At 65.0% G+C, this 25342-nt stretch carries 21 protein-coding genes and 1 pseudogene; 5 read left to right on the top strand and 17 right to left on the bottom strand.

Translation table 11 applies throughout. From position 1 onward, the window contains the following. Positions 1-492: 492 nt before the first annotated feature. The 7 genes from ACQ86G_RS28965 to tadA form a co-directional block, all read right to left on the bottom strand. On the bottom strand, positions 493-3234 hold the full coding sequence (locus tag ACQ86G_RS28965) for a TonB-dependent receptor plug domain-containing protein (RefSeq protein WP_431258485.1): 2742 nt from the start codon (positions 3232-3234) through the stop codon (positions 493-495). Between the two features lie 433 nt (positions 3235-3667). Continuing rightward, positions 3668-5626: an ABC transporter ATP-binding protein gene (locus ACQ86G_RS28970; protein WP_431258486.1), complete on the bottom strand. Its 1959-nt coding sequence runs from the start codon at positions 5624-5626 to the stop codon at positions 3668-3670. 24 nt (positions 5627-5650) lie between these two features. Continuing rightward, on the bottom strand, positions 5651-7123 hold the full coding sequence (locus ACQ86G_RS28975) for an ABC transporter permease (RefSeq protein ID WP_431258487.1): 1473 nt from the start codon (positions 7121-7123) through the stop codon (positions 5651-5653). Between the two features lie 55 nt (positions 7124-7178). Then, positions 7179-8162: an ABC transporter permease gene (locus tag ACQ86G_RS28980; RefSeq protein ID WP_431258488.1), complete on the bottom strand. Its 984-nt coding sequence runs from the start codon at positions 8160-8162 to the stop codon at positions 7179-7181. Further along, entirely contained in the window at positions 8162-10420 is a 2259-nt protein-coding gene (locus ACQ86G_RS28985) for an ABC transporter substrate-binding protein (RefSeq protein WP_431261523.1), read from the bottom strand. Before ACQ86G_RS28985 ends, ACQ86G_RS28980 begins: the two co-directional genes overlap by 1 nt. A gap of 219 nt (positions 10421-10639) precedes the next feature. After that, positions 10640-11656 (bottom strand): LD-carboxypeptidase, encoded by a 1017-nt coding sequence (locus tag ACQ86G_RS28990; RefSeq protein ID WP_431258489.1) that lies wholly within the window; start codon positions 11654-11656, stop codon positions 10640-10642. After that, entirely contained in the window at positions 11653-12393 is a 741-nt protein-coding gene (gene tadA, locus ACQ86G_RS28995) for a tRNA adenosine(34) deaminase TadA (RefSeq protein WP_431261524.1), read from the bottom strand. The genes ACQ86G_RS28990 and tadA overlap by 4 nt, the downstream gene beginning before the upstream one ends. A 30-nt stretch (positions 12394-12423) precedes the next feature. On the opposite strand from tadA, the gene ACQ86G_RS29000 reads away from it, so the two are divergent. Next, the gene (locus ACQ86G_RS29000; RefSeq protein WP_431258490.1) at positions 12424-13566 is read left to right on the top strand and encodes a DUF72 domain-containing protein; all 1143 of its coding nucleotides are present in this window, start codon (positions 12424-12426) and stop codon (positions 13564-13566) included. 35 nt (positions 13567-13601) lie between these two features. Here the strand turns inward: ACQ86G_RS29000 and ACQ86G_RS29005 are convergent, their stop codons facing one another. The 4 genes from ACQ86G_RS29005 to ACQ86G_RS29020 all read right to left on the bottom strand — a co-directional run bounded on the left by ACQ86G_RS29005 (position 13602) and on the right by ACQ86G_RS29020 (position 16847). Next, entirely contained in the window at positions 13602-14153 is a 552-nt protein-coding gene (locus ACQ86G_RS29005; RefSeq protein ID WP_431258491.1) for a 2'-5' RNA ligase family protein, read from the bottom strand. Positions 14154-14193: 40 nt separating this feature from the next. Continuing rightward, positions 14194-14406, bottom strand: coding sequence for a hypothetical protein (locus tag ACQ86G_RS29010; RefSeq protein WP_431258492.1), 213 nt, complete (start codon positions 14404-14406; stop codon positions 14194-14196). Between the two features lie 75 nt (positions 14407-14481). Then, a complete protein-coding gene (locus tag ACQ86G_RS29015) occupies positions 14482-15222 on the bottom strand; it encodes an NIPSNAP family protein (protein ID WP_431258493.1) in 741 nt (246 codons plus the stop codon). A gap of 749 nt (positions 15223-15971) precedes the next feature. Continuing rightward, a complete protein-coding gene (locus ACQ86G_RS29020; RefSeq protein ID WP_431258494.1) occupies positions 15972-16847 on the bottom strand; it encodes a LysR substrate-binding domain-containing protein in 876 nt (291 codons plus the stop codon). Positions 16848-16921: 74 nt separating this feature from the next. Here ACQ86G_RS29020 and ACQ86G_RS29025 point away from each other — a divergent pair, with 74 nt between their 5' ends. Next, positions 16922-17959 carry a YeiH family protein gene (locus ACQ86G_RS29025; RefSeq protein WP_431258495.1) on the top strand — a complete coding sequence of 346 codons (1038 nt, stop codon included), beginning with the start codon at positions 16922-16924 and terminating at the stop codon, positions 17957-17959. Between the two features lie 140 nt (positions 17960-18099). Here ACQ86G_RS29025 and ACQ86G_RS29030 read toward each other — a convergent pair whose 3' ends face one another. Together ACQ86G_RS29030 and ACQ86G_RS29035 are read right to left on the bottom strand one after the other, a co-directional pair. Beyond that, on the bottom strand, positions 18100-18447 hold the full coding sequence (locus ACQ86G_RS29030; RefSeq protein ID WP_431258496.1) for an H-NS family nucleoid-associated regulatory protein: 348 nt from the start codon (positions 18445-18447) through the stop codon (positions 18100-18102). A 159-nt stretch (positions 18448-18606) separates the two neighbouring features. Next, on the bottom strand, positions 18607-18861 hold the full coding sequence (locus ACQ86G_RS29035; RefSeq protein ID WP_431258497.1) for a hypothetical protein: 255 nt from the start codon (positions 18859-18861) through the stop codon (positions 18607-18609). A 32-nt stretch (positions 18862-18893) separates the two neighbouring features. Between ACQ86G_RS29035 and ACQ86G_RS29040 the strand changes: the two genes are divergently transcribed. Further along, positions 18894-19130 carry a hypothetical protein gene (locus tag ACQ86G_RS29040; RefSeq protein WP_431258498.1) on the top strand — a complete coding sequence of 79 codons (237 nt, stop codon included), beginning with the start codon at positions 18894-18896 and terminating at the stop codon, positions 19128-19130. Between the two features lie 96 nt (positions 19131-19226). On the opposite strand, the gene ACQ86G_RS29045 is transcribed toward ACQ86G_RS29040, so the two are convergent. The 4 genes and pseudogenes from ACQ86G_RS29045 to ACQ86G_RS29060 form a co-directional block, all read right to left on the bottom strand. Continuing rightward, the gene (locus ACQ86G_RS29045; protein ID WP_431258499.1) at positions 19227-20114 is read right to left on the bottom strand and encodes a fumarylacetoacetate hydrolase family protein; all 888 of its coding nucleotides are present in this window, start codon (positions 20112-20114) and stop codon (positions 19227-19229) included. A gap of 50 nt (positions 20115-20164) precedes the next feature. Next, positions 20165-21793, bottom strand: coding sequence for an FAD-dependent monooxygenase (locus tag ACQ86G_RS29050; protein ID WP_431258500.1), 1629 nt, complete (start codon positions 21791-21793; stop codon positions 20165-20167). A 77-nt stretch (positions 21794-21870) separates the two neighbouring features. Then, positions 21871-22823: pseudogene (locus ACQ86G_RS29055) on the bottom strand (fumarylacetoacetate hydrolase family protein). Between the two features lie 10 nt (positions 22824-22833). After that, the gene (locus ACQ86G_RS29060) at positions 22834-23928 is read right to left on the bottom strand and encodes a VOC family protein (protein WP_431258501.1); all 1095 of its coding nucleotides are present in this window, start codon (positions 23926-23928) and stop codon (positions 22834-22836) included. Between the two features lie 166 nt (positions 23929-24094). Between ACQ86G_RS29060 and ACQ86G_RS29065 the strand changes: the two genes are divergently transcribed. Next, complete coding sequence (locus tag ACQ86G_RS29065; RefSeq protein ID WP_431258502.1) at positions 24095-24505, top strand: DUF2000 family protein; 411 nt, start codon at positions 24095-24097, stop codon at positions 24503-24505. A gap of 114 nt (positions 24506-24619) precedes the next feature. After that, complete coding sequence (locus ACQ86G_RS29070) at positions 24620-25327, top strand: SDR family NAD(P)-dependent oxidoreductase (protein WP_431258503.1); 708 nt, start codon at positions 24620-24622, stop codon at positions 25325-25327. Positions 25328-25342 lie beyond the last annotated feature (15 nt).

A 25342-nucleotide genomic window follows, 5' to 3' on the forward strand; every position in this document is an offset into this window, starting at 1 on the left:
CGAAGCGCCACGGACCGCCGCCCCGCCGAAGGCAGGAGGGACACACGAAGACTCGAAAACCCAGGGCACGATACGAACCCGACTCAACAAAAATGCCCGTCAGCTTGTGGCCGCGGGCGTCTCGAGGATCGGTCAAAATCCTGTAGCAAAACTACAGATTTCGACCACCTTTCACGACCTTGATCATAAACGACATGCACAAGCCGCAAGCCATGGGGTTTGCCCGAGCATGCGCCTCTCGCCCAGCGTGTTGATCACCCGATGTAACTCCAGACCACCCGAAGAGACGAGGCCCAGTGAGGCGATGCCACCCTCCGAAAAGGGTCCTGGTATCTTACTGGTATCAACCCAATGCCCGCCGCATTCCGCCCTAGAGTTAACCCCTAAAACGCACTTTGGCGGGACGGGTCGATGCCAGGCATCGCCCACTCGTCCCCCGGATACGAAAAGACCGCCCGAAGGCGGTCCTCAGTCAGCAAGCGGTGTGCCCGCTCAGAAGAACTTGTAACTCACGCGGCCGTAGAACTGGCGACCGATCGGGTTCGTGTACGTCGGGTCGTAACCCGTCTGGAAGTACAGCGAGTTGCGCGACGACGGCGGATCCCGGTCGAAGATGTTCTTGATGCCGAAGGTGAACTTCAGGGCCTTGGTCGGCGACAGCGAGGCACTGCCGTCCCAGGTCATGTAGCTCGACACCTTGCGCACCAGCGGGTAGTCCGGGCCGACCGCGGTGGGGTCGGTGTAGTCCTCGTAGCCGTGGGTGTAGTTGTTGGTCAGCGACGCATCCCAGTAGCTGCGCTTCCAGGTCACGGTCACGGCGTGACGCCACTTGGGCACCGCGCCGAAGTCCTTGAACTTGCCCAGGTCGGACGTCTTCTCGACGCCGGTGTACTGGTACCCGTGGGTCAGGAAGAGCATGCCTTCGAACTGTGCGCCGAAGGTGCCCCAGTCGCCCGCCCGCAGGCGGTACTGCGCGCTGAAGTCCAGGCCGGACGCGTAGGTCTTGCCGGTGTTCTCCTGCGGCAGGTAGACGTAGGCGATCGGGAAGTCCTTGTTGGTGCTGCCCTTGATCGGGTTGGCCGCGTCGGGGTCGTTGACCGGGTCGTAGCGGTAGATGAACTCCGCGTAACGGGTCGGATCGCTCAGGACCTGGATCTCGGACTTGGCGACGATCGGGTCCTTGATGCGGACATTCCAGTAGTCGATCGAGCCGGTCAGTTCCGACGTCGGCGAGAACGCCACGCCCAGGGAGAACTGGCGCGACTTCTCGGGCTTCAGCCCGCGGTCGCCCGACGTGGCGGCGTCCAGCTGGACCTCGCACTCGCTCTTGTACTCGTTGACCGGGTTGACGGTGTTGGTGATCGGCACACCGCCGGGGCAACGGATCGGATCGCTCCAGTTGGCCGAGGTGTTGTTGCCGGTGGTGAACGGACGCAGGTTCTCGTACAGCGTCGGTGCGCGATAGCCCTTGGCCACCGAACCGCGCAGCACCAGGTCCTTCATCGGCTCATAGCGCAGGCTGGCCTTCGGGCTGAAGGCGGTGAAGCTGGTGCCGAAGTCGTTCTTGTACTTGTCGTAGCGACCCGCGAAGTTGGCTTCCAGCTTGGAGATGATGGGCACCACCAGCTCGCCGAACACACCATAGACCTTGCGGCCGCTGGACACGCTGGGCACCGGACCATTGCCGCCGACCACGTCGCCCGAGGCCAGCACCGGCTCGGAGAACTGGTCGAGCTTCTCCTCGCGACCGTTCACGCCGACGGCCACGCCGACCGGGCCGGCCGGCAGCTTGAAGATCTCTTCCTTGGAGATGCGGAAGTCGAACTCGGTGGCCTTGGACGTCGCCGACTGCTGGCGACCGTTGAGCTGCGCGCTGTCCAGCAGCGCCTTGGACGTCGCGTCCTGCGCGCCGAACACGTTGATCTGCCCTGCGGCCACCAGCGGGGTCAGCTTGGCGTAGCTGTACTGGCCGGGGCCGAAGAAGATCTCGCCTTCGTTCTTGGAGTACGTGACCGCGGTGTCGTAGTCCCAGCCGGCCAGGGTGCCCTTGGCGCCGATCAGGCCGCGGGTCATCTTGGTCTCGGTGATGTCGGAGCGTCCGCCGCCGGCGACGGTCCGCCAGGTGCCGCTGATCGGACCGGTCGGGGTGACCTTGTTGCCGTTGGGCAGCGTGATCGACGACGGGTAGAAGCGGCCATTGGTCGGATAGACCATGTTGACCGTATACGGTGCCGGCGAATAGAAGGACTGCACGCGATCGCGGTTGGTCAGCACCTCGGCGATCAGCTGGTTGTCCTCGTTGACCTGGAACACGCCGCGCGCGGTCGCATTGGCCCGCCATTGGTCGGGGATCAGGTCGATGAAGGGCACATAGTCGGTGCCGCACTCATTGGCGTTGCGGATCACCAGCGCGAACCCGGGCGCGTTGCAGCCGTTGTAGCGCAGGGGGTTGACGGCGGTGTACCGGTTGCCGTTCGTGTCCGTGAAGTTCAGGTTCGGGATGCCGTTGCGAGGCGAAGCCTTGTTGATCCCGAGGTCCGGACGCACGGAGGTCTTGGCGAAGTCGCGATCGATGGCCTTCAGGGCCTTGATTTCCTCGCGGCTGGCGGTGATGACCACGTTGAAGCGGTCCTTCGCCAGATCGCCGAAGCCGGCCACGCCGCTGATGATCGACGAATTGCCGCCGCTGCCGTGATCGCCGTGGTACTCGGCGTAATTGGCATCGAAGCCCTGGAAATCGCGCTTCAGGATGAAGTTGATGACGCCGGCCACCGCATCCGCGCCATACAGGGCGGAGGCGCCGTCGCGCAGCACTTCGACGCGCTCGACCGCCGACAGCGGGATGGAGTTCAGGTCGACCGGGTTGTTGCCGAACGCGAAGTTGGACAGCCGCCGGCCGTTGAGCAGGATCAGCGTGTACTTGGCGCCCAGGGCGCGCAGGTTGGCCGTCGCGGCGCCGCCCGTCGCGCCGACGTTGTTCGACACCACCGCGCCGCCGAAGCTGGTCGGCAACTGACCGATGAAATCGGCGGCCGTGGTGGCACCGGTGCGCTGGATCTCTTCCGCGGTGATCGTGGTGACCGGCAACGCGGTCTCGGCAGACGCCCGTCGGATCGACGAGCCGGTGATCTCCACCTTTTCGAGCGCCTGGGCGGATTCCTGCGCCAACACGGGCAGGCCCGTCAGCCCCAGCGCGAGCATCGCCGCCGCGCTGAGCTTGTTTCTCTTGAACATGTGTCGCACTCCTTGGATGTGGAACCGACGCCGCGGGTAGTGGCGTCGGCCTTTGAGCCCTGGTGAGCGATCGCCTCACGTCAGGTTGCGACACAGTGTCAAAGGGACCCTCTGCTTAACCTCCCGGTAATCTCCCTAAACGTTCCAGCAAACCCCAGGGAAGGCCAGGGTTTCGCGGGAAAACACCAAGCGTGCGATGCACGGCTGTCGTTGCGGCGCAGCAACGAGCGGCCCTCGCCCAAACGGTTCATTAACGAACGTAACAGTTCGGAATCGCACATCTGGACGCATTTTTCGCGCGGATTGGCACATCCGGGCGATCAGCGCTCGATCGCAGGCGAAATGTCCTGGCGAAAAGCGCACAAATTGCGGGAAGAAAAGGCACGACACCGGTGCATGATGCACCAGATGCGTTCATGTACCGTTCATGAAATCATGGGGCGACGGACCGTTCCACGCGCGGCACCGCAGCAAGCAGCGTCCGCGTGTACGCCTCGCGTGGCGAGCCGAGGACGACGTCGCAGGCCCCCGACTCCACGATGCGACCGGCCTGCATCACCGCCACCTCGTCGGCGATGTACTCGACGACGCCGATGTTGTGGGTGATGAACAGGTAGGACAGCCCGCGGCTGCGCTGGAGGTCGCGCAGCAGGTTCAGGATCTGCGCCTGGACCGAGACGTCGAGCGCCGAGGTCGGCTCGTCGCAGACGATCAGGCGCGGCTCGACGGCGAGCGCGCGGGCGATGGCGATGCGCTGGCGCTGACCGCCGGAGAACTCGTGGGGGAAGCGTGCCAGCGCGTCGCGACGCAGGCCGACCTGGTCGAGCAGGTCATGCAGCAACTGCAGGCGTGCCGACGCATCGAGATCGGGCCGCAGCGCAAGCAGGCCTTCTTCGAGCACCTCCTGCACCCGAAGCCGAGGATTCAGCGACGCGAACGGATCCTGGAAGATGATCTGCACCTGCCGCCGCGCCTCTCGCAAGGCGACGCCGTCGAGGTGGAACAGGTCCGTCGGTGCCCCACCCTGCCCTGCCGGGCTGGCGGGCGGATGCAGCAAGGCCTGGCCCTCGATGACGGCGACCCGGCGCAGCAACTGGACGATGGCCTTGCCCGAGGTGGTCTTGCCGCAGCCGGACTCGCCGACCAGCGCGAGCGTACGGCCGGCCTCGATCGAGAACGAGACGCCGCCCACCGCATCGAACCAGCGCTTCGTGCCTCCGAAGAACCCTCGCGACATCGGATACCGGACCTGCAGGTCCCTGACCTCCAGCAGCATCGCCGACGCCGACGCCGACGCCGGCCCGGAGCCGGAGGCGCCGCTGCCGGTGCCCCTCGAAGCGAACCCTGAGCGAAGCGAAGACTGTGAGCGCAGAGGGGCACCGGCAGCGGCGCCTCCGGCGGTCGCTGCCACCGCCACCGGCTCCTGTCGATCCGTATAAAGCAGGCACCGCACCTCATGCGCCGCGGCTTCCCCGGCGACCGCCGCGAGCGCCGGCCGCGTCGAACCGCAGTGCACCATGGTTCGATCGCAACGCGGCGCGAACCGGCAGCCTTCGAAGGTCTGCCACAGCGGCGGCACCGTGCCGGGGATCGCGGCCAGCGGCTCCCCGCGGCGCTGCGCGTCGGGCAGCGCCTGCAGCAGCAGCCGCGCATACGGGTGTTTCGGCGAGGCGAAGAACTCGGCGGCGGACGCCACCTCCACGATCTGTCCCGCGTACATCAGCGCCACCTGGTGCGCCATGCCCGACACGACGCCCAGGTCGTGCGTGATCAGCAGCAGCCCCAGGCCGCGCTCGCGCTGCAGGTCCTTGAGCAGGTCCAGGATCTGCGCCTGGATGGTGACGTCGAGCGCGGTGGTCGGCTCGTCGGCGATCAGGAAGTCCGGTTCCGCCGCCAGCGTCATCGCGATCATGATCCGCTGCTTCTGGCCGCCGGAAAGCCGGAACGGGTACTCGTCGATGCGGCGCTCGGGCTCGGGGATGCCGACGCGGCGCAGCCAGTCGATGGCCTTCTTGCGGGCCGCCTCACCGCGCAGCGGCGTGTGCGCCTCGATCGCCTCGACGATCTGCGCGCCGACCTTCATCACCGGATTCAGGCTGGTGCCCGGCTCCTGGAAGATCATCCCGATGCGCCCGCCGCGCACGTCGCGCATGCGGGCCTCGCTCAGGTCGAACAGGTCCTGGCCGTCGAGCTCCAGCCGGCCGCCCGCGATGCGGCCGTTGTCGGGCAGCAGCCGCATCAGCGCCAGCGCGGTCATGCTCTTGCCGCAGCCGGACTCGCCCACCAGGGCGAAGGTCTGTCCCTGCGCCAGCGTCAGGCGCATGCCGTCGATGGCACGCACCAGGCCGGCATCGGCGTCCAGGTGGACGTTGAGGTCGTCGATCTTCAACATGTCGCGGCGTCCTTCACGCGTCCTTCATGCCACCTTGCCGGCCGGGGCGGCGGGCTCGGCGGGCTTGTTCTTCTTCAACGACAGCACCATCGGCCGCAGCTTGCGCGCGCGCGGATCGAAGGCGTCGCGCACGCCGTCGGCGAACAGGTTGGCCGCCAGCACCAGGCTCACCATGAAGCCGAAGGCCGCCACGAAGCTCCACCAGACGACCGGGTCGCGGCTCATCTCCGAGCGCGCCAGGTTTATCATCCCGCCGAAGCTGTTCATGCCCGGATCCACGCCGACGCCGACGTAGGTCAGCACCGCCTCGTACAGGATCAGGTCGGAGAAGTTGAGCACCAGCGAGATCAGCACCAGATGCATCACGTTGGGCACGATGTGGCGGACCATGATCGTCGTGTCGCGCACGCCGAAGGCGGTCGCGGCCTGGACGAAATCGGCCTCGCGCAGCTTGAGCGTCTCGCCGCGCACCAGCCGGCACAGCGTCGCCCAGCCGGTCACGCCGAGGATCACGCAGAGCAGGAAGATCTTCAGGTCGGCGCGCTCGGCGCCGGTCTCGAAGGCCTCGGGATGCTTGTCCAGGAAGACCTGCACCATCAGCACGCAGGCGGCGATCAGCAGCACGTTGGGCACCGACGTCAGCACGGTGTAGAAGTACTGGATGACCTCGTCGACCCAGCCTTTGAGATAGCCGGCGAGGATGCCCAGCACCAGCGCGAACGGCAGCGTCGCCAGCGTCGACAGCGCGCCGATGACGAAGGCGGTGCGGATGCTCTTGAGCGCCTGGTACAGCACGTCGTTGCCGGTCTGGTCGGTGCCGAACACGTGGTAGTGGCCCATCAGCGCGATCACCGGGCCGGCCAGCAGCGCGATCACCGACAGCGTCGCGAGCGCCGCGCGCCACGGATAGTGCGTGCGGTCGCCCAGCAGGTCCTTCAGTCCCTGGCGGAAACCACCGTGATGCGGCGCGAGGATCGCCGCCATCAGCAGCGCCATCAGCACCGACGCGACGGCCCCGAGCGCCAGCCCCGTCAGCGCGCGCCGCGCCAGGTCGCCGTGCCAGTCGCGCTCAGGATCCTGCAGATGCGCGCCGCCGAAGGCCAGGCGCGGGAACTCCCGCACCATGGCCTCGCCGTGCGCGACGCTGTCCAGCGTGAAGCCCCGGTACGCGAGCGGCGCCGAATAGCTGGTCTCGCGCATCTCGATCTGGCGCGCCAGCACCAGGTCCAGCACGGACTCGGTGCGGGTCTCGTAGAACTGCCGGCCGGCGGGGCTGTCGGTCAGCGCGCGGCGGAAGTGCAGGCTGTCCAGCGCGGTGATGCCGAGGAACAGCACCAGCACCATGCCCGCGCTCAGCGCGGCGGGATCACGCAGCACGCGCTGCCAGTTGGTGCGCAGATGCGGGCGGCGGACCAGCCGCACGATGTAGGCGGCCAGCGCCGCGAACATCGCCCACAGCGCCACGTCGGTCCAGAGGAAAACGACCTTGAATCCCATGTCTGCTCTCGTGTCCTGTCTCAAATCCTGAACGCGCCGGAGTCGCCGGACGGCGTCAGGTCAGCCGCACCCGCGGATCGACCCAGGTGTAGACCAGGTCGATCAGCGCGTTGCTGGCGATGTAGAGCAGCGCGCCCAGGAACACCATGGTGCGCACGATGGCGAAGTCCTGCCCGGTGATCGCCTCGATGACGAAGGCGCCCAGGCCGGGGATGCCGAAGAAGCTCTCGAACACCAGGCTGCCCAGGAACACGTACGGCAGGTAGGCGCCGGCGCTGGTGATGATGGGGATCAGCGCGTTGCGCAGCACGTGGCGCATCAGCACGACCGGCTCGGACAGCCCCTTGGCGCGGGCGGTGCGGACATAGTCCTTGCCGACTTCCTCGAGCAGCATCGCGCGGTACAGCCGCGCCTCGCCGCCCAGGCGCGACAACAGCGACAGCGCGATCGGCAGCGCCAGGAACTTGATCGCGTCCAGGCCCGGCTCGTAGCCGTTGATCGGCACCAGCCGCAGGATGCGCGAGAAGAAGAACTGCCCCACGATGATGTAGAACAGGCTGGAGATCGACAGCATCAGGACGCAGATCACCACGCCCCAGAAGTCGATGCGCGAGTTGCGGAAGAAGGTCAGCAGCACCGCGAAGGCCACGCTCACGATCAGCTGCAGCACGAAGATCGGCACCGCGAGCTGCAGGCTCACGCCCATGCGGGTCTTGATCTCGTGGCCGATGTCGACGGCCTGGCGCGCGTCGGAGCGGCCGAAGTCCAGCAGCATCAGCGAGACCGAGCGCTCCCAGAACACGGTGTGCGTCACCTGCGCGGTGCCGGTGCGCGACGCGTCCCAGTACAGCGGCTTGTCGTAGCCGCGCTCGGTTTTCCACTTGTCGATCTGCTCCTGCGACACGCGCTTGCCGCCGATGTTCAGCCGGGCCATGTCGTCCGGCGTGTTGACGGTGAAGAACAGGAAGAAGGTCAGCAGGTTGACGCCGACCAGGATGGCCAGGCCGTAGACCAGCCGGCGGGTGAGGTACTTGAACATCAGTCGGCTCCCCGGGGGACGCTCGAGGCGGAGGGACCCAACGGAGCAGTCGAGCCACGCGCGGTGGCGGTCTCGCGTTTCTGGAAGCTGCGGCGCGTCATCCACACGATCGCGACGCCGCCGACGACCAGCACCAGCAACGGCCACCAGACCGGCCGGTTCCACTGACCTTGCAGCTGCGCGCGTTCCTTCGGATCGATGCGGTAGTGCCGCACGCCGTCGCGGATCACGATGCTCGGCTTGATGTTGTGGACCCAGCGCTGGTACGCCTGCCCGGTCCAGGCCCAGTAGCCGAAAGCCCACGGCGCGTCCTGCTGCGTGATCTGCACCATGCGGTCGATGACCCGCTGCTTCTCGGGGCCGTCGTCCAGCACCTGCACCTGCTTGAAGAGCCGGTCGAATTCGAGGTTCTCGTAATTCGCCGAGTTCTCGCCTTCATGCAGCGACTTGCTGTTGGGACCGTAGAGCAGGAACAGGAAATTCTCGGCGTCGGGGTAGTCGGCGAGCCAGCCCCACCAGAACACCTGGTGCTTGCCCTGGCGCAGCTTTTCCTGGAACTGGTTGTAGTCGGTGGCGCGCACGTCAAGTTGCACGCCGAGCTTGGCGAACTGCTTCACCAGCCAGTCGTTCTCGGCCTTCACCTCCGGCGTGACGGTGCGCATGAAGTCGTAGTTCAGCACCAGCGGCTGGCCGCTCTTCGCGTCGCGGCCGTCGGGATAACCGGCCTCGGCGAGCAGCTGCTTGGCGTCCTCGATGGAGCGGCGCTGGATCTTGCCGTCGACGAGCTGGTGCGTCACCGGATTGAAGAAGCCCGCCTGCGCCTCGCGCGAGCCGAACACGCCCGGCGGCACGGGGCCGTAGGCCGCCACCCCGCCGCGGTTCTTGAAGATGCGTCCGTAGCCCTCCTCCCAGTCGATCGCGATCGACAGTGCCTGGCGCAGCTTGCGGTGGCGGGCCTCGTCCTCGGGCGTCTTCCCCTTGCCGATCACCGGATCCAGCATGTTGAAGCCGAGGTACCAGTTGTTGGGATCGGTCGAACGCGGGAACGAGAAGCCGCGCTGCTTGAAGAAGGCGTCGGTCTCGGCGGAGTCGCTCGCGTCGGCGAAGAACTCCACGCCCCAGTCGGCGCGCTCGAGGTCGGGCAGGTCGAGGTAGCCCTGCTTGAACATCTCCTTGCGCGGCACCCGCTCCTTGATCAGCGTGGCGACGATCTTGTCGATGAAGGGCATCGGCTTGCCGCAGTCGGCCAGCCGGCCGGCCGGGCCGTCGTCGGGCATGCCCTCGCAGGGGTACAGGTCCTGGCGGTAGTTCGGGTTGCGCGACATGACGTGGCGACGGTCCTGCTGGTACTCCGTCATCATGTACGGCCCGGTGCCCACGGGCCACTGGTTCCATGACATGCCGTGCTCGGCCATGCCGGGCTGCGAGTAGAAGAGGTCCGCTTCCCACGGGATCGGCGACAGGAAGGTCGTCGACATCCAGTACGACCACTGCGGGTACTTGCCCATGATGCGCACGCGCAGCAGGTGGTCGTTCACCGCCTCGGCGCCGGCCAGCGGCCATTTGCGGAAGTCCAGGAAGGGCTTGTCCGGCGAGTTCTCGGGCAGGCCCTTCAGCAGCTTGGCGTTTTCCTCGCGGATCAGCGCGCCGTAGGCCTTCAGGCCGAGCACGTGCTCGGAGAACAGGCCGTAGATCGGCGCTTCGATGCGGGTCGTCGCGTGGCGCTTGAGCGCGAAGACGAAGTCGTCGGCGACGACCTCGCGCGTGCCCTGGTGGTCGAACTGCCACGGCGAGCGCTTGTCGCCCAGGTCCTTGGCCGTCAGGTGGTGGTAGCGGTAGTGGCCCTGCCCGTCCTTCGCGAACGCGGGGCTGGGCGCGTAGCGGACGCCCGCGCGGATGGGCACGTCGTAGACGCTCTGCGCGATCTTGTCGGCGGGCGCATCGTCGGGCAGTCGCTGGCCTTGCGCGTCGAGGTAGTACGGCTTGACGACCGCGGCAGCGGCGCGCGGGATCAGCTCGTAAGGCCGCTTCAGGTAGTGGTACCCGTAGAGCGGCTCGGTGATCTGGTACGTGTAGACGGACTCCGGCGCGGTGTACGAGGCGGTCGGGTCCAGGTAGCGCGGCGAGCGCTCGTCGAAGGACAGGTAGAGCGTGTTGTCCTTGGCCGCGCCGGCCGGATACGGGCTGTTGTTGCAGGCGGCCAGCAGCACGGCGGCCAGCAGGCCCGCCATCCGGCCCAGTCGGCCCATCCGCCCCATCAGGGCCACCGGGGCCACCCACGTCCCGCGCCTGCCTTCAGCCGCGTGCAGCGACGCATTCCACAGCCCCGACGACATCGTCATCCTTCCAAAACGCAAACGCCGCATCCTGTGGATGCGGCATTGCCAGATTGTTGCCAAGGCCGCGCCTCTCGTGGAGGCCGGCCGATGCCGGGGCGGATCATAGCGGCCCGGTCCGCGGGGCGCCCGTGACGTCAGTCAGTGGTCGTGATGGCCGTGGCCGTCGTGATCGTGCCCATGGTCGTGCCCATGGTCGTGTTCATGTCCGTGGTCATGTCCGTGGTGATCATGGTGATCATGCCCATGGCCCACATGGCCCCAGGCGACGATCACGTCGCGGCCTTCGACCATCATCTCCGCCTTCGCGCCGACCGGCAGGCACACCTTGGTCGGCACGTGGCCGAACAGGAGGCCCGTGAGGACGGGCACCTTGACGCGCTCGCGCAGCGCCTCGACGCAGGTCTTGATCGAATAGCCGCGATCCAGCGGCGACTTCTTCCAGCCGCTGAAGCTGCCCAGCAGCACCGCCTTCTGCGCGTCCAGCACACCGGCCTGCCAGAGCTGCAGCAGCATGCGCTCCACGCGATACGGATGCTCGTTGACGTCCTCGAGGAACAGGATGCCGCCCTTGATGCGCGGGAAGTGCGGCGTGCCCAGCAGCGAGCACAGCACCGTCAGGTTGCCGCCCCACAGGGTGCCGCGGGCCTCGACGCCGTCCAGGCCGGCCTCGGTGCGGAAGCCGATGGCTTCGAGCGAGCCGTCCATCGCCTCGAGGAAGCAGTCGCGGGTGATCTCGTCGACGCCGCCGTCGGCATCGGCGCGGCCGAAGTCGTCGCAGGCGATCGGACCGGCCCAGCTGGTCTGTTTCGTGTGCGCGAGCAGCGCCAGCTGCAGCGCGGTCACGTCGCTCAGGCCGACCCAGCGCGTGCCGCGTTCGACGCTGCGCGCGATCGTCGGCCAATCGATCCGGTCCAGCAGCCGCGTCAGCCCGTAGCCGCCGCGCGTGGCCAGCGCCACCGACGGGGCCGACTCGGCCACGCGGTGCAGCGCGGCGAGCCGGGTCTCGTCGTCGCCGGCAAAGCGCTGGTGCCTGGCGAGCGCCGCCTCGTCGATCGCCACCTCGAAGCCGAGCGCCGTCAGCCGTTTGGCCGCGCGCTTGAGCGGTTGCGATTGCGCCAGGACGCCGGACGGGGTGTAGAGGGTCAGGGAGCTCATCGCTGCTTGTCGTCCTGCATGTTGTCCTGCGAAGGATCGGAATTCGTGGAAAGGTACTGCGCGTCGCCCACGGGGATCTCGGGGAACTCCTGGACTTCGGGCAGCGCGCGGAGCGTGTCGACGGCGTCGACGTCAACCCCGAGGCCCTGGCCTGCCGGGCCCACCGGGCCCACGTCGACCGCAACGCGGCGACGCGCCTCGCGCAACTGGCGCGCGGCCTCGCGGCGCTCGGCGAAGAACTCGCGCAGCAGGCGGGACGACGCGTCGGCCAGCACGCCGCCGTGCAGCGCGGTGTGGTGGTTCAGCTGCTTCTGCCCGAACAGGTCGAGCACCGAGCCCGCGACGCCGGTCTTCGGATCGGGCGCGGCGAAGACGACGCGCTTGAGCCGCGCATGCATCATCGCCATGGCGCACATCGCGCAGGGCTCGAGCGTCACGTAGAGCTCGCATTCCGGCAGCCGGTAGTTGCCGAGCAGCTGTGCGGCATGGCGCAGCGCGACGATCTCGGCATGGGCGGTCGGATCGTGCGTGGTGATCGGCCGGTTGTAGCCGGTGGCGATCACCTGGCCGGCACGCATGATGACGGCGCCCACCGGCACTTCGCCGACGAGCCAGGCGTTCTGCGCCTGGTCGAGGGCGAGCCGCATCGCGTATTCGTCCGCGGGGTCGGCAGGGCCGGCAAGGTCGGCGGGGGGATCTGGGGGGACTCGGTGGTCATGGCGGCACTCGCGCGGCAGTGTAGCCGCGCCCCGCTATGCTGCCGGCCCATGCAACAGGAGTTCCCCGCTCAGCAGGACGATCTCTTCGGCGAGCTGCCGCCGCCGGCGCCCGCCGCACCAGCGCGGAAGGCGGCCGCGCGCGACGACGTCGATCGCGATGACGATGGCGTCGATGACGACAGCAACAGCGACAAGTCCGACGCAGTGGCCGCCCCGAAGCGCCGCCGCGCCGGCATCCAGGCGCAGCCGGCGGACGAGGCCCAGGTCGCGCTCGCGACCGCGCTGTCGCCGAGGATCCGGCTCGGCACCTCGTCATGGAGCTACCCGGGCTGGCAAGGCATCGTCTGGGCGGGAAGACACGGGGAGTCCAACCTCTCCCGCAACGGGCTGACCGCCTATGCGCAGCAGCCGCTGCACCGCGCGGTCAGCATCGACCGCGGTTTCTACCAGTCGCTGACGGCCAGCCAGTACGAGCGCTACGCGCAGCTGGTGCCGGAGGACTTCCGCTTCACGGTCAAGGCCCCGAGCGTGATCACCGATGCGCAGGTGCGATCCGAGGACGGCCGCGGCCGTCAGGCCAACACGGCCTTCCTCGATCCGCGACTGGCGGTGCAGGAGTTCCTGGCGCCGGCGATGGAAGGCCTGGGCGCGCGCATCGGGGCGCTGGTGTTCCAGCTGAGCCCGCTGCCGCTGGCGATGCTGGACCGCATGCCGGAGCAGCTCGACCGCCTGCACGCGATGCTGGCCGCCCTGCCCTCGCTGCGCGACGTGGCACCCGAGGCGGTCGTGGCCGTCGAGGTCCGCGACCCCGAATGGCTGACACCGGACTTCGTCGCCGTGCTCAAGGACTGCGGCGCGCGCTACTGCCTGGGCCTGCATCCGAAGCTGCCGATGATCCAGGACCAGTTGCCGCTGCTGCGCGCGATGTGGCCGGGACCGCTGGTCTGCCGCTGGAACCTGCACCGGATCCACGGCCCGTTCGGCTACGAGGACGCGGAGAAGAAGTACGGGGAGTACGCCGAGATGATGGACCCGGATCCGCAGACGCGGGCCGTGCTCGCGAAGGTGATCCGGGCGACCGCGGAAGCCGGGCATCCCGCCTACGTCACGATCTCCAACCATGCCGAGGGCTCCGCGCCGCTGAGCCTGCGGGCGCTGGCGCGGGAGATCGTCGCGCCGAGTGAGGCCTGACCCTGACCCGAATCCCCGCGGGGGGCCCCGCCTGCTCAGGCGAGCGGCCAGCGGCCCAGCTCGACGTGCGTGGACTGCCCCTGCAGGCTGTCCAGCAGCAGGACTTCCGTCGCCGTCCAGCCGGGAACGATGAAGGGCTGCGGCGCCACGGCGTGATCGTCGTAGAACAACGTCAGGTGCGGCGTGAAGTGCGGATCGGTTCTCAGCCCGCTCGCGCGCAGGCGCTCGCCGAGCGCCTCCCGCATCTCCCGCACGGCGGCCAGGCATTCGCCGCCACTCAGCACCAGGGGCAGGTTCCGCTGCTTGCGGGTGAAGCTCAGCAACTGATCGAAGTCCACGCGGACCGGCCCTTGAGGGAAGGACACGGCAGCGGCTTCGGCCAGCGACCTCACCTCCGCCATCACATCGATCTGATCGGTCTGGTCGTCATACCAGCCGAGGTGGTGCAGCGTCACATGCAGACGCTCCGTGCGAGGCGGGCGCACCCGCATCCGGAAGCGCCGGGCGACCTCGTCGGAGATCGCACCCAGCCTCGCCGCGGTGCCCGGATCGGGTCGCAGGCAGAAGAAGAGCGCATGGACCGTCATGGTGGACTCACGACGTGCTCACGGCGCGCTCACGACGTCGTCACTGCGTTTCCGACGCGCGTTGCTCGCCCTGCTTCATCAGGTCCTGCACCTGGCGGCCGACCGCCTCCGGCTGGGGCAGTCCCGACGATGCCGCCGAGGCCGACGGATCCGCGGAGGCCGGCGGTTTCATCGCCTGCATCTGTTTCTTCGCGGTCAGCATCACGATGGCGAGCACGATGACGAGGGCGAGGATGGACAGGGCGCTGCGCATGCAAGAACTCCGGAATGGAAACGGGAATGGCGCGAAGCATAGCCAGACTCGGTCGTCCCGCCCTCGTCCGCCGGATCAGCGCGGCGCCGAGGCGACGCCCGGTCGCAAGCGCAGGATCTGCGGCGCCCGCTCCTGCGCGTCGCGCCAGCGCGGCTCGATCGCCCGCCAGGCCGGCGAATGGCGGCAGTCGCTCCAACGCATGGCCCAGTCGTCCGCGTCCGCGGCACGGGTCATCCAGGCGAAGAGCTTCTCGCCCTCGCGCACCGGCAGCCGCGGGAAATTGTTGGGCGAGCGCTCGGGCACGAAGCTGCCGATCACTGGCAGACCGGCCGCCTCGATGATCGGCGCGACCTCGTGCTCGAAGAAACGCGCGAAGCCGTCTTCCGGATCGGCCGGGTCCTTCCACAGCGTGCAGAGATGAAGGATCACGAGCCCGGGCACCGATCCCCGCTGGAAGGTGCCGGCATCCCGCGCGGCCTCAATGCGCGCCGGATGCGGCGCGGCAGCCGGGCTCCTCATCAGCAGCACGTTGTCGTTGTCGACGAGCAGCGGATTGGCCTCATCGCGATGGGCCTGCCACACCGGGCCGAAGTAGAACGCGCCGAGCGTGCGTTCGCGCGCGGCCATGTCGTCGAAGCCGCGGATCCAGACGAACCGGTCCGGATCGTCGAGATCGGCGAACTGCCCGTACAGCCGCATGCCGACGGCCTCCTGCGAGTCGACGAAGGTCGCGTCGAACAGCCGCATGAAGCGGTCGCGCCCGCCCTTGACGATCTTGTACTGGCGCAGTTCGAAAACGGGGTGGTCGTCGGCCATGAGTGTCTCCGGAATGGTGTCGAAGCGATCCGACGATTCTGGACACGGGCCCTGACATCGCGTGTCAGCACAGGGTTCTTCGCGGATGCCACGGATGCAACCGCTGTTCAGAAACGGAACAAGGGCCCATCGGGCCCTTGTGTGCTGTCAGCGCGGAGCGCTCATTCCCACTCGATTGTCAACCCACAGGCGCACGCCCGGGGCGGCTGTAGAAATCTGCCCGGTCGTTGCGAGCGATACCGTCAGCGATGCCGTTAGCCATGCCCGGTTAGGAATTCACCCTGCCGACTAAGGTCCTATTGGAAACCGTGCGAACGGTCCAACTCTCCGTTACGTCTGCAGCCACGACTAGCCTTTTTGACGGTATCGGAGCGTGCGACGTCACCTCCATCGACGGTATCAGCGACGGTACCGGGACCGGGACGTGGACGTGGACGTGGACGTGGACGAGCCGCATAGGACCGCACTCGTACCGTTGGCACGCGTTCTCAACGCCGGTCAATTGGCGCACCGGCACGAGCCGCTAGCCGCTAGCCGCTAGCCGCTAGCCGCCAGCCGCCAGCCGCCAGCCGCCAGTCCAATGATGATCCGCTAAGTCCTTGGCCAGTGCGTCAGGCATCGAACGCCGACGGCTTGAGGCAGTTCATGGCATAACGTTTCCAAGGCCGACATGGGCACTAACAGAAGCTGAGCTTGGAGGCTCACGCAACTCCGCCTGCAAGCTGAGCATGCCGCACCGCGCGATGTTGTCAGGCTAGAAGGGCGTTCACGAAGGTCGCCGCTGCTCGACTGAGATGGCGTTCCTTGTGGCTCACCATGCTGAAGTCCCGCATCGGCAGCGTGCAGTTGAGACGGACAACTTTGTTCAATGCCAGCCGAGACGCCGCGGCCAGGTCCGACACCGCGCCCACCAGGCCACCGTTGCCGACCGCTTCCAGCAACGCGCCGTTAGATGGCAAGACTAGGCGCACGGATAAGTCCCGGAGCTCCACGCCCATGGTGGTCAATGCCTCTTCAAACTGTTTCCGCGTCCCCGAACCGACTTCCCGCGACGCCCAGACTGCGGCGAGAAGTTCGGGCTTTCCGATGACCCTTCCTTCCAGGGCATGGCCTGGCGCCGCATAGACGCCAAGTCGGTCGCCGCCAACCCGCTCAAATCGAAGAGCCGCCTCCTGGGCGTCGCCTTCAATGAATCCAAGGTCGGCATTCCCCGACAAGACCGCAGCCACCGCACTGGCCGTGTTTCCGGCCACCAGCGAGACCTGGATTCCTGGATGCTGTTCAGCGAAGCGAGCGACTCGTCCCGGCAGCCAGTAGGTCGAGACAGTCTGGCTCGCCACGATACGAACCTCGCCTCGGACAAGGCCAGCGAGGTCCTCGAGAACGCGCTGCGCTTCGATGGCCCGAGCAAGCACAGCCTTAGCCTCGGGCAGAAATTCGATGCCGGCGGCACTCAGTTCCAACCGCCGGCCTACGCGGTTGAAGAGGATCGTGTTGTGCCTAGCCTCAAGCGCGAGAACCGCGGCGCTGACGGCCGGCTGGGTCAGATGAAGCCGCTCACCCGCCATCCGCATGTTCAAGGTCTCGGCAACCGCCACAAACACTCGAAGCTGTTCCAGTGTCATTAACAAACATTCTTTGTTGAATAGACAATTTTAAATCGTTGGATTTATTGATTGTGCGCTTAGATGATGGGCGCATGATCAAAGACGTAAATCGCATAAGTCGCTTTGTGCGCCTGATCCCTGGCGTCGCGCTTTGCTGTGCCGTTGCAGCGGCCGCCGTGGCGGCAGAGCACGCGGAGGCGCGGCTGGCTGGGCGGCCTTGGCTGGAAACGTTGGTGTTGGCCATCATCCTCGGCACCGTGGTGCGCACCCTCTGGATCGTCCCCGCGCGATTTGGCGAAGGCATCCAATTCACCACCAAAGTCTTCCTGGAGTTCGCCGTCCTACTGATGGGAGCTAGCATCAGCTTCGGAGCGATTCGATCGGCCGGCGCGCCGCTCCTGCTCGGCATCATCGCAACGGTCTTCGCATCCATCGTCGTCAGCTATGCCTTGGGCCTCGCGCTCGGCTTGCCCACCAAGATGGCATTGCTGGTGGCTTGCGGCAACTCGATCTGCGGCAACTCAGCCATCGCCGCGGTGGCTCCTGTGATCGACGCGGAGAGCGATGACGTTGCAACGGCCATTGCCTTCACGGCTGTGCTCGGAATACTGGTCGTGCTGCTGCTGCCCGTGATTGCTTCGGCCTTGCACCTCAGCCCAACTGCTAGCGGTGTGCTCGCGGGCCTCACGGTCTACGCGGTCCCCCAAGTTCTGGCCGCTGCTGCTCCGATGGGCTCCGTCGCTGTGCAGGTTGGAACCGTTGTGAAGCTCGTTCGCGTCCTGATGCTCGGCCCAGTGGTCACAGCGGTGTCTTTGACGAACATGCGCAACACGAATGTCGGCCTCTCCAAGCCGCGCCTTTCGCTGCTTCGGTTCTTTCCCGCCTTCATCCTTGGCTTCCTCGCGCTCGCGACAGCGCGGTCTGCAGGCCTGCTGCCTGAAGCGATGCTCGAGCCTATGCACACCGCTGCAAGCTCCATGACGGTCGTTGCGATGGCCGGTCTGGGTCTTGGCGTCGACATGCGCCAGGTGAAGGCTGCCGGCCCGCGAGTCTCGCTCGTGGTGGTCCTGTCCCTGATGCTGCTAACTGCGCTCGCGTTCCTGGTGCTCCATCTCCTGGGCATGGCCTAGATCGAAGTGCACACGCAGCGTCGCACCATGCGATTTTTTTGTGATGGTACGGCTCAGGCTTCCCTTACTCGTCGAGTCGCGACATCGTAGAACGAGGCGCGTGCCGCGCTCCGCATGCATCACGTGCGATAGAGAACAGGTCAGATTTTGAATTCTTGTCGCCGGCGACCTTGCGACTCGTAATCCGCCAGCCACCTGGCGACCCTTCCTCGTCCTGACCATGTGTTCGCCGCATTGGCGGGATCGCGGTATAGCGCCGGCGCTGCGCCTCCGGCCGATGCGCCCTTACGTTTGGGCGGGGACGCATATGGCTGCAGCGCATCCAGGGCCTCGTCGACGGTGAAGCCCGCCGCCTGCACTTTCTTGGCGAAGCCGTCGACAAGCACTTTGAGCTCCTCATCGCGCTTGCCCGCGATCTGCCGTTCAAGTTCTTTGCTCAACTCGACAAGCTCGGCGTAGGACAGCTTCGACAAGTCAACGTTGGACATCGGGTGCGTAGGAGAAGTGAATTCGGTCGCATCCTAACCGGCCCGGACAGCGTCGCTCGAGATGCTAGAACTGCAAGGCTACGCAGGAAGCTCTCGTTACTCTATCGAGCCTGTTTGAACGTATGCAGGCACACAGGCGCTGCTTCCACAACTGACTCTTCACCATTTTGACACCCGACGCCTGGTCCAGAAACGAGCCTCGGGCCAGCGACTTTCAACGGCATAGAAGCCGCGCCTAGCAATGTCGTACTCGTCAGCGCGCCACTCCACCGTACGCTGGTCTGCCTCCAGCAGGCGCTGTTCTCCTTCAAGCGCCGCGTCGATCGCCAGCGCACCCAAACGCCCGCTTTCCAGCGCATGCGTCAGCCCGCACGATGAAACCGGGTTCAGCAGCCTGACCTTGCCGCCGATCATCTCGCACGATGACTAGATCAAGGAGATGCGTCGTGAGCCTCAGCGATCTCAGCCCGGAACAGAGGGAACTTGCCAAGCTCATCTCCTGGATCTCCGAGCGACGCTATCGCGCGGGCTCGAGGATGAACATCGAGATGGAAGTCTGGCGCGCTTTGCATGTTCCGGATGCAGGCGGACCGCCAGCCGCTCAAGTCAACAACAGCAACGGCGGTCGCGGCCAATGCATGTCGTCGCATTCGCGGGAAAGGAAGTTACGCGATACAGCATAACGACAACTCGGTTGGCCACCTTCCATGCCCTCTATCAAACCGGCCTCCAGGGTGAGTTGAATGTTTAGCCGTTAGGTGTTCCGTGTGCTGATATGCCTACATCTCGATGTGATGGGTAATCTCTCCGACCTGATCAATGATCAGACGTAGCGAATCGCCGGGCCCAACCCATCTACCCGTCTCCATGCCACAACCTCCGGGCAGGGTTCCGGAGGCAATGAGTTCACCCGCGTACAGACGCTCCTCCCGAGAGAGATATTGGATGACCTCCGCCCAGGAGTGCATCATTCCTGCGGTGCTACTCTGGCTGACGATGTGTCCATTGATCTCCACGTAAGCCTTGAGATTCTCAACTGCTGACCAGACGCCTTTGCGGAGCGCGATCTCGCCCGACATGCTGCTTAGGAAGTGTTTGCACTTCTGTGGGCCGAGCCCTGTCCGCATCTCCTCGCGCTGAAGATCGCGGAGACTCCAGTCGTTCACCACGACGAACCCGCCTATTGCGTCCTCGGCTTCTTCCAACGAAGCATTGAAGAGCGGCTTCTGGAGCACGACTCCCAACTCCAATTCATAGTCGAGCGCGGTCGAAAAACTGGGGATCTGGACGGGCGTGCCGCTCGGCGCGAAGTTGAGATGGTTTCCCAGGTAGTAGATCGGCTGCTTGCGGGCCAACTTGCTTGCACGAAATGCTGGAAATGCGGAGCCACTCAGTTTTTCGTATAGCGACGTAACCCGGCTTGCGGCTGGTAGGAAGCGGCGGGCAAAGCCGCGGCTAGCCTGGATCCAATGCTGCTCGTACAGCATGCAGTCACGGAAGGACAACGGCTGGAACGGGAGCGTGCCTCGGCCCGCCAGGGACTTGCATTGCGGCGGCAACCATGCATCCAAGTTCTGTTCGACGGCACTTTCCCAGGGCCCGTCCGGGCGGTTCTGTAATTGCCAATGGTTTTGACCGGCAGTACCGGGTGATTTGCGCAGTCTCATTCCGATGTCTCCAGCGGCCGGAACCGACCGCATACGTCAATGTTTGGGGCTCAGCGTCCCGCCACGTGCTGCAGCAGGGTCGATACATTGGCGGGCAGTGACGAGCCTCGCCAAACGATGTGCTGATCGGCCCGGACCAGAATCAGCGTTGACTGCTGGTGGTCCATGGGAGTGTTCGCGGGAACGTCAACGACCTCGATCGGCAGGCCGAGCTGACGGGCCACTGCAGTCAGTGAACCGACATCGAGCGACGCGTCAAAGCGCAGCAAGGTGAAAGCTCTCCCGAGCCGGTCGTAGATCGACGCGCCATCTTCTAGCCAGTGATGCGGATAGCGACAACCCGGCACCGTCGAGCTCGGCGCGCTGCCCATGTCATAAGAAGGATGCGGCTCGCCGTCGTACGAGATCACCGGGGATCGGTCATAGAAGTAGCCGAAGTTGAGTCCGGCTGGCGTGAACTGTGGGACGTTCAGTTTGACCAGACGGCGGCCAATCAGCTTGCGCAGTACGGCCCCCACTGGGTTGAATCTGCTTGATAGCGAACGAGGGATACGTCGCTTGCCCACGGCCTCGATGTTCTCGAGTAGGTTAGCCATCGCATATCGAGACACCTGATCCGTGATCGGGAGTCGCTCATCCTCGTAGCTGTCGAGCATGCGCGTCGACGACCAGCCGCTCAGCACCGCACTGATCTTCCAGGCGATCGCCACTCCATCGGCGATGCCCGCGTTCATCCCGTATCCAGCAAAAGGAACCCACAGATGGGCGGCATCGCCTGCAAGAAAAACACGGTCGTCTCTGAGCCGACTGGCCACCAGGCGTCGGCCAACCCAGTCTTCGTGGCTGAGCACAACATACGGAAAATCGCGGCCGACACCCAGCAGATCTCGGATGGACTGGTGAAGGTCCACGGAGTCGTAGTCCTCTTCACCGATGGGGAGGGCGCGGTGGATCAGCCAAGTGTCTCGGCCATCGATCGCGACGAGGTTGCCTTTCACCTTGTGATTGACCACCCACGACATCCAGGCAGGACGTCTGTCGCCGAACAGCGACTTAATGGCCGCAGACCGAATCAACGTGCTTCGTGTGCGGCCGAGCTCGACATCGCCGACGAGCTTGACGCCCATCTGCTTTCGAACTGCGCTTCGACCGCCGTCTGCGGCGATCACAAACTGCGCGGTGACGGTCCCTTGTCGCCCGTCAGGCAGCGCGTATCGAACGACCACGTGGTCATCGACGTTCTGATACTCGACGAACGTAGTGCAGTCCATGAAAGTGATGAGCTCGATACTCTCCAGCTTGCGGCGTAGGATCGGCTCAAGATACATCTGGCTCACACGAACCACCGGCTCAGGCGTCGCCCAGTGAGAGTCGAGGTAGTGATGATCAGCGTTCAATCGCTCCAGTCGGGACGGTAGGGGAATCCGGGCCAGTTCAATTCCCGCAACGGAAGTGCAATAGATGACGTCCGTCGGGAAGTCGTCTGGCAGGCCGGCCGCTCGAACGTTGTCGGCAATGCCAAACGTCCTGAAGATCTCCATCGTCCTAGCGGCGACGGTGTTGCATTTAGCGCCGGCCGGATCGTCGCGTCTGCGCTGCTCTATGACCAGACTCCGAACCCCGTGCCTGGCCGCCTCCAAGGCCGCGCTCATTCCCACGGGGCCGGCGCCAATGATCACAAGGGGAAATCCATCCTCGTTGCGTCTTCTCTCATGCGTGCTGTCTTTTTCTCATGTCGAAGTTGCTCGACTTACATTCATCCCTGAACGATGAGGCTTCTCTGGGTGCCCAGATTCACCCCCCATCGGCGGAAACGATGGATGACGTCATGACGTCACCGGGCTGCAGGTACTGCGTGCGCCGGGCCTGCACCTTGGCAAATATTTCCCACTTCTTCCGTTCGGGCAACAACGCGCCGATCCTCTGCTTGGCCGGGGATGGAATGGACAGCGCGCATCCCGCCGGCGTGCCGGTAGCGATCAGATCGCCAGGATGTAAATCCTGTAGACCGGAAAGCTCCGTCAGCGTCTCCTCGATCGGATGAACCATGTTGAGCGTGGAGTCCTTCTGGCGCACCTGATCGTTGACGCGCAGCTCCAGCTGAAGTTCATTGAGGAGAGGCATCTCGTTCTTCGACAGAAGCGTCAGATGGGGACCGACTGGACCAAAGGTCCGGTAGCTCTTCCCCTTGTAGAACTGCAATTGGGGGAGTTGGACATCGCGGGCTGAGACGTCGTTGACGATGACTACGCCGGCAACATACTCGTGCAAGTCCTCGCGCCGGATATGCATCTTGCGATGGATGGCCTTGCCGATCACCACCCCGAGTTCGATTTCGTAGTCGAGGAAGCGGACGTGGGCCGGTCGTACTACGTCAGCGTAGGCGGAGACTATGCAGCTAGATGCCTTGGTAAAAAGCATGTTGTAGCGCTTCTCGTCAGGGTCCATCCCCGACTCCACCATGTGTTGCCGGTAGTTGGCGCCTTGGCAAATGAACTGCTGATTGGTCGTGATGGGCGCCAGGACTTCGACCCTGTCCAAGTCGATGGGTTCGTTGGCGGTCATGGACGCGGCGGACGCTGCCGTGATTTCGCTCAGGAGCTCAGCCGTCGTGAACGCTCGAGTCTTGAGCGGAAGGAGGACCGACTTCTCGACGATCCCCCAGGAGATGGCTCCTTCGTGTCTGAATCGCAAAACGTTGATGGGCATCCGAATCTCCTCAGTTGAATATTTTTGCCAGTTGACGGAGCTTGCTGAACGTGACGTCGGAACCCTCCCGCAGGTTCGAAATCAGGTCCCGCACCGTGGCCAAGCTGATCTTCGGCCGCGTAAACGCTGCGGGCATCTCCGGCCCCCACTGCGCCATCGACTGTTTCGAAAGCGGGTGCAGTCCTGTTCCGTTGCTGGCAGTGAATAGGTCGCCGTCGCAGTAGTGCTCATGCTTATCCCCCCACGGGTCCTCCCAGTAGTCGAAGACCTGACTCCCGAGCAGGTGGCGGCCGATGCCCCAAGAGTGTTTCCAACCTTCTGCATGAAGAATGCGATTGCCAATGCCCACGGCATCGGTGTCGAGAACTTCGAAGGCGAAATGACCCAAAGACGGTCTGAAGCTTTGACCCAGAGCGACCGTGTGGTGGTCGGTAGGCTGATTACCGCGATTCAGCCGCAGGAAGGCCACGACAGGTTCTCCGCCCGGGAGAACCTGGACGTCGCTCGGGATGAATCCGAGGTGTTGGCAGTACCAGTCGAGCGAGAGGTTGAACCTGGCCACCTCAAGCACAACATGCCCGAGTTTGACGATCTCCGGTGCAACCGGCTGAACCCTCTGGGTTGAATCCACTCTTGCCGCGGACAGACTCGTCTGGGTTTCCATCAGGCTGCGAGGGAGATGCGCCTGGGAGGTGGCTTTACGCGCCAGAGAAACCTCGATCCGGTACCCGGAGGGGTCGTGAAGCACGACCATCTCGGCAGCCGCCTTCGGTCCAAAAGTTGACGCGGACGTCTCGAAAGTCGCACCGGGCAGCTGGGATAGCGCGAGTAGCTCATTAGCGGTGGCGACCTCCAGACCGAACCCGATAAAGGAGGGTTCCGGCGTACGGAGCACTCGGTAGCAGCACGGCTGCACAAGGCTCTGGAACGCCAGATGCTCGTCGCCGCGATGACATTCGACCAAGCCGAAGCTGCTGAGGAAGCGCGAAGCAAGATCCAGGTCCGGGCGTCCTACCAACACGTGACTGAGTGCGACCGCCCGTGCAGTCGGATGCTCATAGCGGCGAGGCCTGCGACTCGAAAATGCGGTGTCGGCTGAAGTCATGCTCGATGTGCGATGAGCTCGCTTTGTGTTTCATAATGAATGTTATGTCATCATGACAGGTATTGCGGGAATGACGAAGTGAAGCGGGTAAGTGCTTTCCCGCATCGTCTAGACATCGGCCACCGAGGACACCCGTATAGCTCGGTCGGCGCATCAAGGAGAACCCATGTCCAACAGTCCCTCGAAGATTGCGATCGTGCTCAGGAGCGATCTGGAGCACTGGCAACGGCTCAATGTGGCTGCATTTGTCGCCAGTGGGATGGCGCTACAGCCCGGCGTTTGTGGGGGCAAGTACCGCGACAACGACGGGGCTACGTATGCCGCTCTATTCGTCGACCCGGTCATCGTTCTCGGTGGCAGCCCTGAAGACTTGCAAAGGACGCTAGCGCGCGCCCGGGTCGAGGGCCTGGAGCCGGGGATCTTCACTGAGGACATGTTTCACACGTTCAACGACGAGGACAACAGAGCGGCGGTTGCGCAACACAAGACCCTCGCGTTGCCACTTGTCGGCGTGAGCCTGAGAGCGGACCGGCCCACGCTCAATCGCGTGGTGAAGGGCTTGCCACTCTTGGCCTGAAGCGACGCTCGGCGACGACGAACCTGATCGGCTTGACGTCTAATCATTGCGAGCGATATCATCACTATACATTTCGATCGCAATCAAACAGTTCATCACTGAAAGGACATCTCTATGAACATCAAAGGCACTGTCGCACTCGTCACCGGCGCCAACCGCGGTCTTGGGCGTGCGCTCGCTCTCGAACTGGCTCGGCGCGGTGCAAAGGTCTACGCTGGCGCTCGCGATCCCAGCACCGTGAAGGATGCAGGACTCATCCCGATCAAGCTGGATGTCACCAGCCAGGAAAGCATCAGCGAAGTCGCGGGCCAACTGGGGGACGTGAATCTGTTGGTGAACAACGCTGGCGTCGCAGAGGTGATGCACAGCACGCTGGATCCCGAGTTCCTGAACGTTTATGAGCGACTGTCGGCCGCGAACTTCACCGGCTTGGTCAGGGTGACTCAGGCCTTCGTGCCGAAGATTGTGGAGAACGGCGGTGGTGGCGTGATCAACGTGCTCTCTGACGCCACTTGGTTCTCGCGTCCGATGCTGGCAGCCTACTCGGCGACCAAGTCGGCCGCGTGGGCTTTCACGAACGCGCTTCGCGTCGAGTTCGAATCGCAGCTTCAGGTGCTGTCGATCCATGTGGGCTTCCTCGACACCGACATGACCAAGGGCTTTGACATGAAAAAGACCGCCCCTTCGGAGGTGGCACGCCAGGCAGCGGACGCGTTCGAGGCCGGCAAGTTCGAGGTCCTCGCGGATGTCGGCACCAACGAGTTGAAAGCCAGTCTGACCACCGCTCGCCCCTTCTACATTTATCCGCCCGAAATCGCATGAGCCTCGGCGTGCAAC

It is taken from the genome of Roseateles chitinivorans, from assembly GCF_050632145.1.
Taxonomy (GTDB): Bacteria; Pseudomonadota; Gammaproteobacteria; order Burkholderiales; family Burkholderiaceae_C; genus Roseateles; species Roseateles chitinivorans_B.